Annotated in this window: 15 protein-coding genes; 9 read left to right on the forward strand and 6 right to left on the reverse strand. The window is 60.3% G+C overall.

From position 1 onward, the window contains the following. Positions 1–434 precede the first annotated feature (434 nt). Positions 435–641 (forward strand): hypothetical protein, encoded by a 207-nt coding sequence (locus tag HGP16_RS28925; protein WP_112340115.1) that lies wholly within the window; start codon positions 435–437, stop codon positions 639–641. 65 nt (positions 642–706) lie between these two features. Here the strand turns inward: HGP16_RS28925 and HGP16_RS28930 are convergent, their stop codons facing one another. Both HGP16_RS28930 and HGP16_RS28935 read right to left on the reverse strand, forming a co-directional pair. Next, positions 707–2,059: an ATP-binding protein gene (locus HGP16_RS28930; protein WP_168843403.1), complete on the reverse strand. Its 1,353-nt coding sequence runs from the start codon at positions 2,057–2,059 to the stop codon at positions 707–709. 3 nt (positions 2,060–2,062) lie between these two features. Further along, positions 2,063–2,782 carry a response regulator gene (locus HGP16_RS28935; protein ID WP_168843404.1) on the reverse strand — a complete coding sequence of 240 codons (720 nt, stop codon included), beginning with the start codon at positions 2,780–2,782 and terminating at the stop codon, positions 2,063–2,065. A gap of 362 nt (positions 2,783–3,144) precedes the next feature. Here HGP16_RS28935 and HGP16_RS28940 point away from each other — a divergent pair, with 362 nt between their 5' ends. From HGP16_RS28940 to HGP16_RS28955, 4 genes are all read left to right on the forward strand, one after another. Next, a complete protein-coding gene (locus HGP16_RS28940) occupies positions 3,145–3,945 on the forward strand; it encodes a pseudouridine synthase (protein WP_168843503.1) in 801 nt (266 codons plus the stop codon). A 13-nt stretch (positions 3,946–3,958) separates the two neighbouring features. Beyond that, positions 3,959–4,642, forward strand: coding sequence for a phosphoribosyltransferase (locus HGP16_RS28945; protein ID WP_168843405.1), 684 nt, complete (start codon positions 3,959–3,961; stop codon positions 4,640–4,642). A gap of 145 nt (positions 4,643–4,787) precedes the next feature. Continuing rightward, positions 4,788–5,735 carry a phosphoribosylaminoimidazolesuccinocarboxamide synthase gene (locus tag HGP16_RS28950; RefSeq protein WP_168843504.1) on the forward strand — a complete coding sequence of 316 codons (948 nt, stop codon included), beginning with the start codon at positions 4,788–4,790 and terminating at the stop codon, positions 5,733–5,735. A 348-nt stretch (positions 5,736–6,083) separates the two neighbouring features. Next, positions 6,084–7,535 (forward strand): efflux transporter outer membrane subunit, encoded by a 1,452-nt coding sequence (locus HGP16_RS28955; protein ID WP_168843406.1) that lies wholly within the window; start codon positions 6,084–6,086, stop codon positions 7,533–7,535. 278 nt (positions 7,536–7,813) lie between these two features. Here the strand turns inward: HGP16_RS28955 and HGP16_RS28960 are convergent, their stop codons facing one another. Continuing rightward, on the reverse strand, positions 7,814–8,065 hold the full coding sequence (locus HGP16_RS28960) for a hypothetical protein (protein ID WP_168843407.1): 252 nt from the start codon (positions 8,063–8,065) through the stop codon (positions 7,814–7,816). 201 nt (positions 8,066–8,266) lie between these two features. On the opposite strand from HGP16_RS28960, the gene HGP16_RS28965 reads away from it, so the two are divergent. Then, a complete protein-coding gene (locus tag HGP16_RS28965; RefSeq protein ID WP_168843408.1) occupies positions 8,267–9,130 on the forward strand; it encodes an SH3 domain-containing protein in 864 nt (287 codons plus the stop codon). Between the two features lie 342 nt (positions 9,131–9,472). Here HGP16_RS28965 and HGP16_RS28970 read toward each other — a convergent pair whose 3' ends face one another. The 3 genes from HGP16_RS28970 to HGP16_RS28975 all read right to left on the reverse strand — a co-directional run bounded on the left by HGP16_RS28970 (position 9,473) and on the right by HGP16_RS28975 (position 10,353). Continuing rightward, complete coding sequence (locus HGP16_RS28970; protein ID WP_168843409.1) at positions 9,473–9,715, reverse strand: DUF982 domain-containing protein; 243 nt, start codon at positions 9,713–9,715, stop codon at positions 9,473–9,475. Between the two features lie 235 nt (positions 9,716–9,950). Continuing rightward, positions 9,951–10,073 carry a hypothetical protein gene (locus HGP16_RS34470; protein ID WP_281408273.1) on the reverse strand — a complete coding sequence of 41 codons (123 nt, stop codon included), beginning with the start codon at positions 10,071–10,073 and terminating at the stop codon, positions 9,951–9,953. A 91-nt stretch (positions 10,074–10,164) separates the two neighbouring features. Continuing rightward, positions 10,165–10,353, reverse strand: coding sequence for a hypothetical protein (locus HGP16_RS28975; protein WP_168843410.1), 189 nt, complete (start codon positions 10,351–10,353; stop codon positions 10,165–10,167). 352 nt (positions 10,354–10,705) lie between these two features. Between HGP16_RS28975 and HGP16_RS28980 the strand changes: the two genes are divergently transcribed. The 3 genes from HGP16_RS28980 to dnaJ all read left to right on the forward strand — a co-directional run bounded on the left by HGP16_RS28980 (position 10,706) and on the right by dnaJ (position 16,742). Further along, a complete protein-coding gene (locus tag HGP16_RS28980; RefSeq protein ID WP_168843411.1) occupies positions 10,706–13,087 on the forward strand; it encodes a transglycosylase domain-containing protein in 2,382 nt (793 codons plus the stop codon). Between the two features lie 509 nt (positions 13,088–13,596). Then, positions 13,597–15,516, forward strand: coding sequence for a molecular chaperone DnaK (gene dnaK / locus HGP16_RS28985; RefSeq protein ID WP_168843412.1), 1,920 nt, complete (start codon positions 13,597–13,599; stop codon positions 15,514–15,516). 80 nt (positions 15,517–15,596) lie between these two features. Then, complete coding sequence (gene dnaJ / locus HGP16_RS28990; protein ID WP_168843413.1) at positions 15,597–16,742, forward strand: molecular chaperone DnaJ; 1,146 nt, start codon at positions 15,597–15,599, stop codon at positions 16,740–16,742. Positions 16,743–16,788: the final 46 nt, after the last annotated feature.

Genomic DNA, 16,788 nt, shown 5'->3' on the forward strand with positions numbered 1-16,788 from the left:
AGAACCACCAATCAGCATCGCAGCCAATCAAGGAAACACTAGAGCGAAAGTCGTCGTCGCCAGCAGCGCCGCCGCCCTCGTTCAGTGATCGGGCTTATAGACCCTACCTCCGAACCAAGTCAACACTCCCATTGTAAAAATTCTGACATTTTTGTAACTTATTGATTGTAAAACGGAATTTGTGAATGGAACGGAAAAGGGAGCAAAGTTTTCCTCAGAGGCCTCGAAAAAGTTTGTCCAAGCGGTCAAAATTTCCATGCCTGATGCCTTATCGCCAACTTCTGACGATTAAGCCCCCTCAAACCCGACCATCATGCGCATTGGAACCTTCGGACAGCGATATGAGCCCGCCGATGCGCAACTCGCGCGCAGGCCTCAGAAAAACCGAGATTTTACATGAGCTTTCTGCTATATATCAGCGAAGGGAGGAAACAATGCACACAACAAGACCGGAAAGCATTATCGAAGTCAGTTTCGACAGCGCCAATGGCCGACGCGCGCTCGGCATCATGAGCATGCGCCAGGCATTGGATCTGCCCGATCTGCCGAGCTTTACCTATACGCATCCGGATCCGCTGAAGGCGGCCGCCGGTATCGTGTTGAGCCAGGAAGAGCTCAGGAAATTCTTGACCTGCCACTGAGCGGGCACGTTCGCGCAGCACGTCGATCGCGCACCCGCACGATTGCGAAAATAATCGCGCCTATTTCAGGCTGCTTTCCTTTCCATCACCGCCGGCGGCAATAGAACAACGGCATTCAGCCCGCCTCCTTCGCGATCCTCGAGGCAGAGCGCGCCGCCATGCGCCTCGACAATCTGACGAACAATCGCAAGGCCCAGACCGCTGCCGCCGAGATCGCGGTTGCGCGATTCTTCCAGCCGCACAAAGGGTTCGAGCACTTCCTTGCGCCGGTCTGCCGGAATACCCGGCCCACGATCCCCTACAATGATGGCGGTTTGATCTCCGCGACGTTCGACGGCGATATCGGCTCGGCAACCGTAGCGCAGCGCATTATCCATGAGATTGTCCAGCACACGCACCAGGGCGGTCTCGGTCATGGTCACCGCGATCGGCTGCCCGATCGGCGCGAAGACGACAAGACCCTGCCCGTCCTGCCGCTCCGCCACGTGGCCGCAAATGGCTGCATCGAGATCGACAATGGTCCTGCCATCCGAAACGACGGTGCTGCGGGCAAAGCCGAGAGCATCCTCCACCAGCCGCTGCATGGCTTCGATATCGGCAATCGCCCGATCACGATGCGGTGTGTCGGGCATCATTTCCATGCGCAGGCGGAAGCGCGTGAGGTAGGTCCTCAGATCATGCGAGATCGCTCCGAGGATCAGGGTACGATTATTGACCAAGGCGGCGATGCGCAGCTGCATGGCGTTGATCGCCTTGATCAGCATGCGCAGCTCGCAGGCTCCTCTTTCGGGAATACGAACCGGCTGCAATCCATTGCCGATCGAGTTGACGGTACGGGACAAGCGCGTCAAGGGGCGGGTTTCCCGCGCCACCGCGACAATGGCGATGACTGCGACCAGCATGCCGAGGATACCCGAGATAAGGCCGATGGGAATTCCATGCAATCGCACGGTCGGCGTCTCGGGAAGATTGAAGACCGCGATCTTGCCGCCTGCGACGCCGATCGACACTTCCATGATCCGGTCCGGCGCACCGACCGAGAACCAGCCCCGCGGCCTTTCCGACAGCGAGCGCATGTTGAAGTAGCGGTTGCCGAAGGCGATATTGGCGAACTCGCGCGCCAGCTTACCGGTGAGCGTCAGATCCGAGGTCCCGTTCTTCTCACCGGGCGCCGGCGCATCGGCGAGCCGGAGTACCAGACCATTGGCATTCAGCGCCCGCACGGCGATCGGCTGCGCCTCGGGCGGAACGGCATCGAGAAGACGGATCGCCGTCTTGACCCGTATGGCCGGCGACAACTCCGGACTGAACGACGTATCCGGCTTCAGCTGGGCGGCGGCGAAAGCCGCGAGCTGTATGACGAACAATGCCACGGCGACGATCATGATGATGCGGGCGACGAGACCGAGTTTCAGCATGGCTCAGACATCCTTCACGTCCGTGGTGAGGAGATAGCCGGCGTTGCGCACGGTGGTGATGATATGGGCGCCGTCGGGCAGGCAATGCCCGAGCTTGGTGCGCAGGCGGGAGACCGTGACGTCGATGGTGCGATCGAAGGGGTCGGCGCCGCGGCCGCGTGTCCAGTCGAGCAATTGCTCGCGCGAGAGCACACGCCGCGGCCGTTCGAGAAAGCAGACAAGCAGATCGAACTCCGCCGTCGTCAGATGTACGACGCGCTCGCCTTCCATCTCGATGATCCTGCCGTCGAGATCGACGGTCAAGCCGGCGAAGCACTTACGGCGTGACGGGATGCTGGCGTCTTCCGGCCGTTCCGGCCCGGAGCGGCGAAGGATGGCTCGGATGCGCGCCAGGAGCTCACGCGGATTGAAAGGCTTGCCGAGATAATCATCGGCGCCCATTTCGAGGCCAAGAATGCGATCGATATCTTCCGTCTTCGCCGTCAATATGAGGATCGGCACCTTGCTGCGGGCGCGAATGCGGCGACATGCCGACAAACCGTCCTCTCCGGGCAGCATCAGGTCGAGTATGATCAGATCGGGAAAACCCTTGGACAGAATGCGGTCCATGGCGGCCGCGCTGTCGGCCGCCTGCACGGAAAAACCCTCACGACTCAGGAACTCCTCGAGGAGCGCCCTAATCTCGCGGTCGTCCTCGACCAGAAGAAGCGATGCGGAAACCATGGCCCTTCCATGCGGGGCGAGAGGGCGTTTTGGCAACAAGGAAACGGCCGGCGTTACAAACTGTAACAAATTTCCCTTCTTTTGAAAAATCCCAGCAAAAGAAGCAGTGCAGGTTTCCAGGCAAGCGCGATCCCTCCGGAGCGAATGGCGGCAGCCCTGCCGTCTACCCGACCCCATCGCCCGCTCCGGCCCGCGACAGGGCTCGCATCCACGAAATGCGAGCCCTGTCTGCCTTTCAGCCTTGCTTACTCCCTGACAATGCGATTTGCGTCCCCGCCATCGGCGTGCGAAAGGTGTTCTTCCCGGGCGCAACGCCCGACTACCGCAATGAAGACAGCAACGGCGATCGCGAGGCAGAACGGGTGAGCCAGCGGCAATCACCGCAAAGATCCGGCAGGGCTGCGAAGCGCGCCCAGCAGCCCGAGGGCAAGCGCGTGACCTTGCCGCGGGCGCTTTCAAAGCTCGGCTACTGCTCCCGCACCCAGGCGGAGGCGCTGATTACCGCCGGCCGCGTGAGCGTGGATGGCCGGAAGATCGCGGATCCCGCCACCTGGGTCGATCTGGAGCATTCGAAATTCGCGATCGACGGAAGAGAGATATCGGCGGAAAAGAAGCTCTATTTCATGCTGAACAAGCCCCGTGGGCTAGTGACCACCCGCGATGACCCCGAAGGCCGGCCGACGGTCTATGATTGCCTGAAGGAGATCGATGCCCGGCACCTCGCTCCGGTCGGGCGGCTGGACAAGGCGAGCGAAGGACTGCTGCTCTTTACCAATGATACGGTGCTCTCCCAGACCCTCCTCGATCCGGTCAGCCATGTCGGCAAAACCTATCACGTGCAGGTCGGCCGCATCATGGATGAGGAACAGCTCGCGCGCATGGAGCGCGGCATCTTCGATGATGGCGAACTGCTGACCGCCAGTTCCGCCCGCCTGCTGCGCAGCGGCGACCGCAACAGCTGGATCGAAGTGGAGCTCAAGGAGGGCCGCAACCGCCAAATCCGGCGCATGCTGGAGGCTCTCGGCATCGAATGCCTGCGGCTGGTGCGCGTCGCCTTCGGCGATATCGCGCTCGGCGATCTGCCGAAAGGCGGTGTGCGGGCCTTGACCGAGGCCGAAATCCTTGGCCTGCACCGGCGCGCCGGAATGAAAGTCAACCGATAGAAGGCTGAGTGCGATGCAACCCCACGACTTCTGGCAGGAGCTGCATGCGCCCGGCAGCTTCGACCCGATGGAGGAGCGAGCGGATTTCCACGTGGCCGAACTGACGGACGGGCGGCAGCTGCGCCTGCCGATCCGCATGCTCGCCGACGGCGAACACGCGTTGGCATCGCTGATCGTCAATCAGGCAAGCTTCACCGTGCTGGAGGCGCTGGCGCAAGCGCTGGCCGCGCGGATCGCCGCTCATGATGTCGATATCATTGCCGGATTGCCCACGCTCGGCCTGACACTGGCTGGCGCGGTGGCACGTGCGCTCGGCCATGCGCGCTATGTGCCGCTCGGAACATCGCGCAAGTTCTGGTATCGCGAGGAGTTATCGGTCGCGCTGTCTTCGATCACCACGCCAAACCAGGAAAAGCGTCTCTATATAGACCCGCGGATGCTGCCGCTGCTGGAAGGAAAGCGCGTGGCACTTGTCGACGACGTGATCTCCAGCGGCGCCTCGATCGTCTCCGGGCTTTCCCTCCTGACGTCCTGCGGTATCGAGCCCGTCGTGATCGGCGCGGCCATGCTGCAATCCGAGCGCTGGCGGGATCGTGTCGATATGGAGGGCAAGAAATGGAGCGAGCGGATCGTCGGCGTCTTTTCGACGCCGATCCTGGAGCGAAGCGAAAACGGCCGCTGGCGCCAGCCGCACTGACGGGTTTTCCCCACTGCGACCCCGCGACCGGAAGCGGATTGCATAATTATATAAGGGAAAACCGTTCCGATTCCGCCCGCAATGCGCTAAGGGTCCGCTCAAGAAGCATCCGTCGGGCGGATGCACGAGCCTGTTGGTGGACACGTTGCGAATTCTCTCCGAAGCCCATTTTCCGGAATTGCCCAACTACTATCGCGGCAAGGTGCGCGAGAATTACGATCTGCCCGATGGCAGCCGCATCATCATCAGTACCGACCGATTGAGCGCCTTCGACCGCATCCTCACCTGCATTCCCTATAAGGGCCAGGTCCTGACGCAGACGGCGCGCTACTGGTTCGAACAGACCAGCGATATCTGCCCGAACCACGTGATCGACTATCCGGACCCGAATGTCGTCGTCGGCAAACGGCTGAATATCCTGCCCGTCGAAGTCGTCGTCCGCGGCTATCTCGCCGGCACGACCGGCACATCCATTCTGACGCTCTACAAGAAGGGCCAGCGGGAGATGTACGGGATTACCCTACCGGACGGCATGCGCGACAACCAGATCCTGCCGGAGCCGATCATCACCCCGACAAGCAAGGAGTTCGACGGCGGTCACGACGAGCCCTTGACGCCGACTGAGATCGTCGAGCACGGGCTTCTGACGCCAGAGCAATGGCAGACGCTGTCGGATTACGCTCTTGCCCTGTTCGCGCGCGGGCAGGAGATGGCCCGCAAGCGCGGACTGATCCTTGTCGATACCAAATATGAATTCGGGACCGACGAAAACGGGACCATCATCCTTGCCGACGAAATCCATACGCCCGACAGCAGCCGCTACTGGCTGGCGGATAGCTATCAGGACAGATTCGAAAAGGGCGCGCGCCCGGAAAGCTTCGACAAGGACTTCGTGCGCGCCTGGGTCACCGAGCGCTGCGACCCCTACAAGGATGAGATTCCGGAGATTCCGAGCGAGCTCGTCGAGCAGACGTCCAAGGTCTATATCCGCGCCTACGAAGCGATTACAGGCGCTGCTTTCGTGCCCGACGATCACGGCACGACACCGCGTGACCGGGTTCGCGCAAGCCTCGCTCGCTATTTCCCTAAGTGACCGTCTGAACGGTCGTTTAGCTGAATCGGCACGCCGAAACTTCGCGGAAGTTGTGGCGGCGGCGGAGTTTTGCGCCATTCACATCCCTTGATTGCGGATGCGAGGGTATGTTTTTTGCAACACTTCAGATTTTTTTTACCGATAAGCTGCTATTTCGCCCGATCCTACATATGTTCGCTGCCGAGAATTCGTAAAAGCCACTGTGCTATTGCTAAACTCGTTGCTAGATTGACGCCGACCGCTTCGGGTCATTGTTTGTATTGCGTAAGACTGGAGCGCCGGAACATGGAGTCATGTCGACTCCGTCAAAAGACACTGAATCAGTAAATTGAATTGTGGGACAATGTGATGGTTTCCATTCGTACTGCCGCCCCCGCCCTGCTGCTTGTTTTGGCAGGCTGCGTCAGCGGCCCAGACCATAAGCCACCGGAAATGCCTCTCCCGGCCAAATTCTCGGAGGGCGGTACGAAGGTCAACGGCGATATCGCCGGTTCGCAATGGTGGACCGCTTTCGGCGACTCCAAGCTGAATGCCTTCGCGGCACAGGGACTTGGCCAGAACCTCAACATCCAGCAGTCGCTGGAGCGCATCAACCAGGCTGAAGCCGCGGTCGTTACCGCGGGTGCTGGTGGCCTGCCGAGCCTGACGGTTACCGGTGACCATACGACCAGCGGCCAGAAGGGCTCGCTGCGCACGCAGACCGAAACGCGAAACAGCACCAGCGGCGGCGCCTCGGTTTCGTGGCTGCTCGACCTCTGGGGCCAATATCGCCGCGCGACGGAAAGCGCCAACGCCTCGCTGGATGCTGCCTACTCCAACGTCGATACCGCACGCCTGACCTATCTGCAGGATCTGGCTACCAGCTATGTCAACGCCCGCTATTATCAGGCGCTGGTGGCGATCGCCCGGGAAAACCTGAAGTCCCGGCGCGACACGCTTTCGCTGACCAAGTTCCAGCTCGAAGCCGGCGCTGCCTCGCGCCTCGATGTCGTCCAGGCCGAAGGCCTCGTCAACTCGACGCTTTCGACGATTCCTGGCTTCGAGATCAACTATCGTCAGGCGGTGCATCACATCGCAACGCTGCTGAACGTGCCTTCATCAGCGATCATCGCGCAGATGCAGGGCGGCGGCAGCCAGCCGGTATTCCGCGGCAGCGTCCGCACCGGCGTTCCCGCCGATCTCGTCCGCAACCGCCCGGACATCCGCGCAGCAGAGCGCAACCTCGCCGCCGCTACCGCCCAGATTGGCGTTGCGGAAGCCAAGCTGTTCCCGTCGATCACGCTCAGCGGTGCGATCTCGCCGTCTTATATTCATAGCTCGTCCACGAGCGGCAGTCTCACCAGCTGGTCGTTCGGCCCGGCGCTGAACCTGCCGATCTTCGACGGCGGTACGCTGCGCGCCGGCGTCAAGAGCGCCGAATCCTCAAGCCGCGAGCAGTATATCGTCTGGCAGCAGACGGTAAGGAGCGCGATTCAGGACGTTGAAGATGCTCTGTCGGCCGTCACTCGCGATGCTCAGACGGTTGCGGCCCTGCATGCTCAGGTCAAGTCCTACCAGGAAGCCCTGCAACTCTCGACCGCGAGCTATAAGGATGGCGCATCCTCGCTGCTCGACGTTCTGGACGCCCAGCGCAACGTGACCAGCGCTCAGCAGAGCCTGGCACAGGCCGTTCAGCAGAGCGCCCTTGACTATATTAAGCTGAATGTCGCGATCGGCGCCGGCTATATGCCCGCAGGCAAGGCAACCGTGGCCGCGGCTCCGGCCAAGGTCATCAAGGTCGCTGCCAAGAAGACAAACTGACAAGGTCGCCCGGTCCGCCGGGCGCTTGCGTGAATAAAAAAGCTTAAACCGAAAAACCGCCGCATTCCCTGCGGCGGTTTTTCTTTTGGCGCCAGTGAGATGCCGAAGCAGCAATGCTGAAACTGAAAATGGCGCGCCCCGCTTCCGCAGGAGCACGCCATCGCTAAAAATCAAAAAGGCCGGAATGACCCGGCCTTTCGCCATCCGCTATCGCATCAGTGCCAGTACATCCGTGGTCAAAGGCAATGCGGAACTGCAGCCAGATTGATCGTGAAAGGTTAACCGAAGGTCAACTTGGCTTTCACGACCACGATGAACGGAAACGGCTCGCTTTGAAGCGCGCCAGCCGCCATCGGCTGCATGACTGAACCATATATCGGCGGGCAAGGTGACAATTTCAAGGCCGCCATTTCAATTCCTTCGATCGATCTCTCCAATGACTGCAGTGAGTGACGCCGCGATCTTGAGCCGCAACCAGGCCATATCAACGAATCCGGCAGATTTTCCGGCCGCCGGAAGCCATCGTTCAAGCTGCATTCATGCGAATACTTCTAAAATACATGCAAAGATTGAAGGTGCGCCACGGAACCCTATCAGGTCCCGTGTATGCGATGGCCTTTATCTTGCCGGAATTGGAAAGTCTTACCGAATGGCGCCGGGGTAGGCGCACGGCATGCGGAAAGATATCCGTTGGCGGTTTCGCGACGACGGTGCGCAAAGGGAGAGTATTTATGAGGTTCAAGATTCTTGCCGCAAGCTTGCTGGCCGCATTCGTTGCGCTGCCGGCCATTGCGGAAGCAGCGGAAGGCTTTGCCACCGCAAACGTCAACATGCGGTCAGGTCCGAGCACCGCCTATCCGGCGGTGACGATGATCCCGGTCGGAGCGCCGCTGCAGATCAACGGCTGCCTCAACGAGACGCCCTGGTGCGATGTCTCGTTTTATGGCGGTCGCGGATGGGTCGCCGGCCGCTACATCCAGGCCACCTATCAATCACGCCGTATCTATGTCGGCCCGCAATATTATCGGCCGCTCGGCATTCCGACGGTGGTTTTCAACTTCGATGACTACTGGGGTCGCTATTATCGCGGCCGTGACTTCTATCGTGAGCGCGACCGCTGGCGGCGTGGCCCTGGCTGGGTCGATCGCCGGCCCGACCGCGGCTGGGATCGCGGATCGGACTGGGATAACGGGCCGGACCGCAATTGGGATCGCCGCCCCGACCGCAATCGCGACTGGAATAACGACTCGGACGGCAATTGGGACCGTCGCCCCGATCGCGACTGGGATCGGCAGCGCGATGACAATCGTAACTGGGGCCGGCAGCGGCCAGACAACAACCAGGACTGGGATAATCGGCCGGACCGGCAGCGCGACAACAACCGCCCGGACAACCGCCCTCGCCCGGAACCCCAACGGCAGCCGCCTCAGGCTCAGCCGCAGCCTCAACCTCAGCCGCAGCCGCAGCCGCAGCCGCAGCCGCAGAACAATCCACGACAGGAGACGCGTTCGCCCGGTCCCTATAGCCCGGATCATAAGGATTGCCCGGCCTCGGAACCGAATTGCCGCATGTCCGTAAGGGGTTCCAACCGCTAGAGCCAGATGATTTTAGGTCGAACCGACCTATAATCTGAATCCGCTCTAGAAACAAAGAAGCAGAGCGTGATGTCGTCCGAAAACCGCCTACACTTTTCGGCATCACGCTCTAACGGCGCCCTGAGAATTCCGCAAAATTAAAGCCTGCGATCCTGGAGATCGCTGGCTTTTTTGATGCGCTGTCCGTCGAAGAGCGGCAATTACCGACGCAACGACCCGCATCCGAACGGATGCTCGGACAAACGGCATTCAAACGGAAATATCTTGAACGGAATCTTTTGGCGCGCCTCTATCGGCTCGCAGGGCTCGAATGAGCAAATGGCTTGAAAATGCCGACCGGTTTCAGTGCATCTTCAGGTGCGCTTCACGCGTCGCCGAGATGAACATTTCCCGCGCCTCTTCGGCAGACTTGCGACCGTCGATGGCTGCCCGGCAAAGGCTTCTTGCTGCAACATACAAGGGACCGCGCCGATCGGGCCACAGGTTGGCCATGCAATTCAATGCATCGGAAGGACCGGTCACTACCTGGAAACTATCGTGAGCAAAACCGACTTCGATGGGATCGCTCCATTTGACGTGCCGCATGAATACTCCTCCTCACGCGCTACCAATTGCTTGGAACCGTCTTCCACGACGGCCACATGACAGTACTATAACCCCGATCAGAACTTTCGAAAATATGAAAGATTTCGCGCTTTCCGCGACATATCGGGCTAATCTGATCGGGAAAATATGGCTCCGATGACATGCCTGGACGACCTGAATGTGATGAATTTCCTCTCAAGCCTTCCCGGGTAGTCATAGATGCATCGCATACGATTTACTTCTCACGGGCGATGCGTCTTGCCTCGTCCGGGGAAAATCCCGCCCGGCGGGCAAGCCGTTCCAAGCCGAATATCCGGTCGATCTGATCGACCAGCCATAGTTCGAAATGTTTCCACATTGACGCAGCCTCCTCCACTGCCGACCTGCGGTCGTAGCGGCCCACGATGTCTATCGCGCCATTTCCATCGCGCCTGGCCTACCAATTCCTTTCAGCGAAATTGCGGCGGCCTCTGCGCGTTGGAGAGCAGCTCCTGCTTTGTCGCAAAGTCACCAAACAGCTTCTTCAGCCGGGCTTCCTCCTCCTGGCAAAGCCGGTGGCGGCGGGCGAAATCCTGGACACTCCAGACTTCCCGTAATCTGCTCCTGTCGACTTCCTCTATCTTGATCACTGAACTCATGTGCTCGCCCTCTTTGGTTCTTGTTGTTCGTTAATGTCCGAAGGGACGAAAAGTTCCCTCTTCGGGCCGCCGGCGTGCGGCGGAGCGCGCCCCGTGGCCTGGGCCGGAATTGTTCTTAATCCCTCCTTAAATCGCCGCATTTACAGTTCAGGCGGGATTTGATGTCTTCACGAGGGTTCGTGAACAAATGGCGGTGGCCACCTCGACAGCCGATATCGGCTCTCAGGGTGATGCGCCGGCTTAAGGGCTCGGCCGAACGGGCGCGAAGATTTCTACCGCCGCTGCGATCAGCCTGATAGAAGACACCTGAAAGAAGACATGGGAATAGGCACCGAGGTACGACCGGCCGGCAATGGCAGATAAGAAGAAATCACGCCAGAGGATAGAACCATCCTTTTCTAGCGGCCGGGAACGCATCGATGACGGATTCAATGCCGGTGACCGTATCGTCGGCAACAGGCACTCAGCCAAGAAATATTACCAGGAACGGGAACCCGACGAGGAAGAAGACGAGGACGACGAGGAAGAACCCGTGGTTCAAAGTCCTCGCCGCGCACGCAGCCGCCGCAAACCGGCGCGGCGCGCCCGTCCGCAACGCGGCTTTTTCGGCTTCATCCGCACGACGATCTATTGGGGCCTGGTGCTCTGCCTCTGGGCCGGCATCGGCCTTGCGGGCCTTGTCGCCTATTACGGCTCGCGCATGCCGAGCGCCAGCACCTGGTCGATCCCCGAGCGGCCGCCGAACGTAAAGATCAACGATCTCGACGGAACCCTGCTCGCCAATCGCGGCACGACCGGCGGCGAAGCCGTGGCGCTCAGCGATATGTCGCCCTACATACCGGAGGCGATCGTCGCCATCGAGGACCGCCGCTTCTATTCCCACTTCGGCTTCGACCCGATCGGCCTTGGCCGCGCGGTCGTGACGAACGTGCTCACGGGACACGCCGTCCAGGGCGGCTCGACGCTGACGCAGCAGCTCGCCAAGAACCTGTTCCTGTCGCCGGACCGCACGCTGGAGCGCAAGGTGCAGGAAGTGCTGCTGGCGCTGTGGCTGGAGCACAAGTACACCAAGGACCAGATCTTGACGATGTACCTGAACCGCGTCTATTTCGGCTCCAACGCCTATGGTGTCGAAGCGGCCTCGCGGCGCTACTTCAACAAGTCGGCCAAGGACGTGAACCTCGGCGAGGCGGCGATGCTCGCCGGCCTGGTCAAGGCACCCTCGCGGCTGTCGCCCGCCCGCGATCCCGCCGCCGCCGAGGCCCGCGCGCAGCTGGTGCTGCAGGCCATGCACGATCAGGGCTTCATCTCCGAGGCCGACATCAAGACGGCGATGTCGCAGCCGCCGACTCGATCCAAGAGCTACTGGACGGGTGCCGAGAACTATGTCGCCGACATGGTCATGGACCAGCTGCCGAAGCTGATCGGCGGCGACATCAAGGAAGACCTGATAGTCGACACCACTCTCGACATGTCGCTCGAGGAGAAGGCCGAGAAGGCGCTGGAAGACGTGCTTGCAAAGGACGGCAAGAAACTGAGCGCATCGCAGGCCTCGCTCGTCTCCGTCGACGCGACGGGCGCCATCCGTGCCCTGGTCGGCGGCCGCGACTATGCGCAGAGCCAGTTCAACCGCGCCGTCACGGCCAAGCGCCAGCCGGGTTCGGCCTTCAAGCCATTCGTCTATACCGCTGCGCTGGAAGCGGGGCTGACGCCCAATTCGATCCGCAACGATATGCCTGTCAAGATCGGCAATTGGGCGCCCGAGAACTACGAACAACGCTATAGCGGCCCTGTAACGCTTGCCACCGCGGTGGCCCAATCGCTGAATACGGTTGCAGCCCAACTCGTCGCCGAGGTCGGGCCGGATCAGGTCATCAAGGTCGCCCGCAGGCTCGGCATCGAATCAGACCTGCAGGCCAATGCCTCGATCGCGCTCGGCACCTCCGAAGTGTCGTTGCTGGAACTGACTTCCGCCTATGCCACCTTCATGAACGGCGGCTTCAAGGTAGCGCCGCATGTCATCACCAAGGTGACGACCGCTTCCGGCAAGGTGCTCTACCAGGCCAATACCGATAATCCGCAGCGGGTGCTGAACCCGGATATCGTTGCCAATATGAACGCCATGATGGCCGGCGTCGTCGCCTACGGTACCGGCAAGGCGGCCCGCCTTCCCGGCTGGCAGGCGGCCGGAAAGTCAGGAACGACACAATCCTTCCGCGACGCGCTGTTTGTCGGCTTCACCAGCCATCTGACCACCGGCGTTTGGTTCGGCAATGATGACGGCAAGTCGATGCGCAGAGTCACCGGCGGCGGGCTGCCGGCCAAGGCATGGAAGGAATTCATGGTCGCTGCCCACAAAGGCATCACGCCGACGCCGATCTTCGGCGGCGGTCAGATCATCGACAACGGCCCGCCGATGGCGCAGGCGCCGAATGGCGACCAGCCGACGACGATCGGCAATATCATCTCGGGCGTCACCGACGGCGAACAGATCGTGCAGCAACCGACACTGCAGCATAGGCCGATCCAGCCGCAGATCGTCAACCAGACTGCGGTCAATGGGGACCCGCAGGACCTGCCGCCGGCGAACCTCGCCGATGACACCAATCCCTACAGTTCCTACCCTTATGACAGCGGCGATATCCCGCCGGCGGATATCGGCGACAGCGGTGCTCCGGTCGCAACGACGCGGCCGCATCGCTCCTCGCTGCTCGACGTGATCCTCGGCCGATAAAATTGCAATTTTGCACCGACAGCGCCGCGCGTCATATATGGTGTGCTAGAGCGGGATGCCGAAAAGTTTGAGCGGTTTTCGGACGACATTCCGCTCTAACCTTTTGATTCAGAAACGGATTCGGATTTCAGGTCGATTCGACCTGAAATCATCCGGCTCTAAGTCGCTTTAGCACTTTAGATCTGCTTCTTAATTTTATGCTTAAATCGATCCCGATTTAAGGAATTATGCAGTAGACGCTTGCATGGCCGCGGCAAGGCTGCTCTGATACGCGGTCGCGTCAAATCCACGTGTCCTCGGCGCACATGGGGCTAGGTGGAATTTACGCGACAAACCATTTGTTTTGCTGGATTTCGGGCCATTTCCTGCCTTGCAGTCAGTAAAACCGCTACTTATATACGCGGCATCACCGCAGTCATGGCTGCGCAATCCTCAAGACCATCCCGTAAGGGGCTGTCAATGGAATGCCTGGCAGGGGTTCCGACAGCTTGCTTCAAGGAGAGAATGATATGGCAAAAGTAATTGGTATCGACCTTGGAACGACAAATTCCTGCGTCGCCGTCATGGACGGTAAGGACGCGAAAGTGATCGAAAATGCCGAAGGCGCCCGCACCACCCCCTCTATGGTTGCCTTCACCGACGACGGCGAACGTCTCGTCGGCCAGCCGGCCAAGCGTCAGGCTGTCACCAACCCCACCAATACCCTCTTCGCTGTCAAGCGCCTGATCGGCCGCCGCTACGAAGATCCGACCGTCGAGAAGGACAAGCATCTTGTTCCTTTCAACATCGTCAAGGGTGACAATGGCGACGCCTGGGTAGAAGCCCAGGGCAAGGGCTATTCGCCCGCACAGATTTCCGCAATGATCCTTCAGAAGATGAAGGAAACCGCGGAATCCTACCTCGGCGAAAAGGTCGATAAGGCCGTCATCACCGTTCCCGCATACTTCAACGACGCTCAGCGCCAGGCAACCAAAGATGCCGGCAAGATCGCCGGTCTCGAAGTTCTGCGCATCATCAACGAGCCGACGGCTGCAGCTCTTGCCTACGGCCTCGACAAGAAGGACGGCAAGACCATCGCCGTTTACGACCTTGGCGGCGGCACCTTCGATATCTCCATCCTGGAAATCGGCGATGGCGTCTTCGAAGTAAAGTCGACCAACGGCGACACCTTCCTCGGCGGTGAAGACTTCGACATGCGTCTCGTCGAATATCTCGTTGCCGAATTCAAGAAGGACAACGGCATCGATCTCAAGGGCGACAAGCTGGCCCTGCAGCGTCTCAAGGAAGCTGCCGAAAAGGCCAAGATCGAGCTTTCGTCCGCGCAGCAGACCGAAATCAACCTGCCCTTCATCACGGCTGATGCCACCGGCCCGAAGCACCTGACGCTGAAGCTGACCCGTGCCAAGCTGGAAAGCCTGGTCGACGATCTCGTTCAGCGCACCATCGCTCCCTGCAAGGCAGCGCTCAAGGATGCCGGCGTCACCGCCGCTGAAATCGACGAAGTCGTTCTCGTCGGCGGCATGAGCCGCATGCCGAAGGTACAGGAAGTCGTCAAGCAGCTGTTCGGCAAGGAGCCGCACAAGGGCGTCAACCCGGATGAAGTCGTCGCCCTCGGCGCCGCGATCCAGGCCGGCGTTCTGCAGGGCGACGTCAAGGACGTTCTGCTTCTCGACGTGACCCCGCTGTCTCTTGGCATCGAAACCCTGGGCGGCGTCTTCACCCGTCTGATCGAACGCAACACGACGATCCCGACGAAGAAGTCGCAAACCTTCTCGACCGCCGACGACAACCAGTCGGCCGTGACGATCCGCGTTTCACAGGGCGAGCGCGAAATGGCTGCAGACAACAAGCTGCTCGGCCAGTTCGATCTTGTCGGCCTGCCGCCGGCACCGCGTGGCGTTCCGCAGATCGAAGTCACCTTCGACATCGACGCCAACGGCATCGTCCAGGTTTCGGCCAAGGACAAGGGCACGGGCAAGGAACAGCAGATCCGCATTCAGGCTTCCGGCGGTCTTTCCGATGCCGACATCGAGAAGATGGTCAAGGATGCAGAAGCCCACGCTGCTGAAGACAAGAAGCGCCGCGAAGGTGTCGAAGCTAAGAACCAGGCCGAAAGCCTGATCCACTCGAGCGAGAAGTCGCTGAAGGATTATGGCGACAAGGTCACGGAAGCCGATCGCACCGCGATCTCCGACGCGATCGCAGCGCTCAAGACGGCGACGGAAGCTTCCGAACCGGATGCCGAAGACATCAAGGCCAAGACCCAGACGCTTATGGAAGTTTCCATGAAGCTCGGCCAGGCGATCTATGAGTCGCAGCAGGCGGAAGCCGGTTCCGGTGGTGCCTCGGCAGAAGGCGGCAAGGACGATGTTGTCGATGCCGACTACGAGGAAATCAAGGACGAAGGCGACCATAAGCGGTCTGCATAAGCGCGAACCGAAAGGTTCAGGAAACTTTGATCCGGCTGCCTCTTGGCAGCCGGAAATCCATTTCCGGGGTCTAATGCTGAATGGCAAAAGCGGATTTTTACGAGACGTTGGGCGTCTCCAAGACGGCGGACGAGAAAGAGCTGAAGAGCGCCTTTCGCAAGCTGGCAATGCAATATCATCCGGACAAAAATCCGGACGACAGCAACGCCGAGAGGAAGTTCAAGGAAATCAACGAAGCCTACGAAACGCTCAAGGATCCGCAGAAACGCGCGGCCTATGACCGCTATGGCCATGCGGCTTTCGAGCATGGCGGCATGGGCGGAGGCGGCGGTTTTGGTGGCGGCTTCGGCGGTGGCGGCTTCTCCGATATTTTCGAGGATATTTTTGGCGAGATGATGGGTGGCGGACGCGCGCGCTCACGCTCTTCCGGCGGACGCGAGCGCGGCGCCGATCTCCGCTACAATATGGAAATCTCGCTCGAGGAAGCTTTCAGCGGCAAGACGGCGCAGATCCGGGTACCCACTTCGATCACTTGCGACGTCTGTTCCGGCTCGGGCGCCAAGCCCGGCACACAGCCGAAGACCTGCGGCACCTGCCAGGGTTCCGGCCGCGTCCGTGCTGCCCAGGGCTTCTTCTCGGTCGAGCGCACCTGTCCAACCTGCCATGGCCGCGGCCAGATCATTCCCGATCCCTGCACTAAGTGTCATGGGCAAGGCCGCGTGACCGAGGAGCGTTCGCTCTCCGTCAATATTCCCTCCGGAATCGAAGATGGCACGCGCATTCGCCTGCAGGGCGAAGGCGAAGCCGGTACACGTGGCGGGCCTGCGGGCGATCTCTATATCTTCCTCTCCGTCAAGCCGCATGAATTCTTCCAGCGGGATGGCGCCGATCTCTATTGTGCGGTGCCGATCTCGATGACGACGGCGGCGCTCGGCGGTACCTTCGATGTCGCGACGCTCGACGGCACCAAGTCGCGTGTCACCGTTCCCGAGGGAACGCAGGTCGGCAAGCAGTTTCGCTTGAAGGCCAAGGGCATGCCGGTGCTGCGCTCCAGCCAAATCGGTGATCTCTATATCCAGATCCAAATCGAGACACCGCAGAAGCTGACCAAGCGCCAGCGCGAACTGCTGCAGGAATTCGAGCAGATCTCTTCGAAGGACAATAATCCCGAATCAACAGGCTTCTTCGCCCGGATGAAAGATTTCTTCGATACGTTCAGCGACTGAGCGGCGAATCAAAGTGTTTCACATGAATCCGGCCGACGATTCGGCC

Source organism: Rhizobium sp. P40RR-XXII, from assembly GCF_012641405.1.
Classification (GTDB): Bacteria; Pseudomonadota; Alphaproteobacteria; order Rhizobiales; family Rhizobiaceae; genus Rhizobium.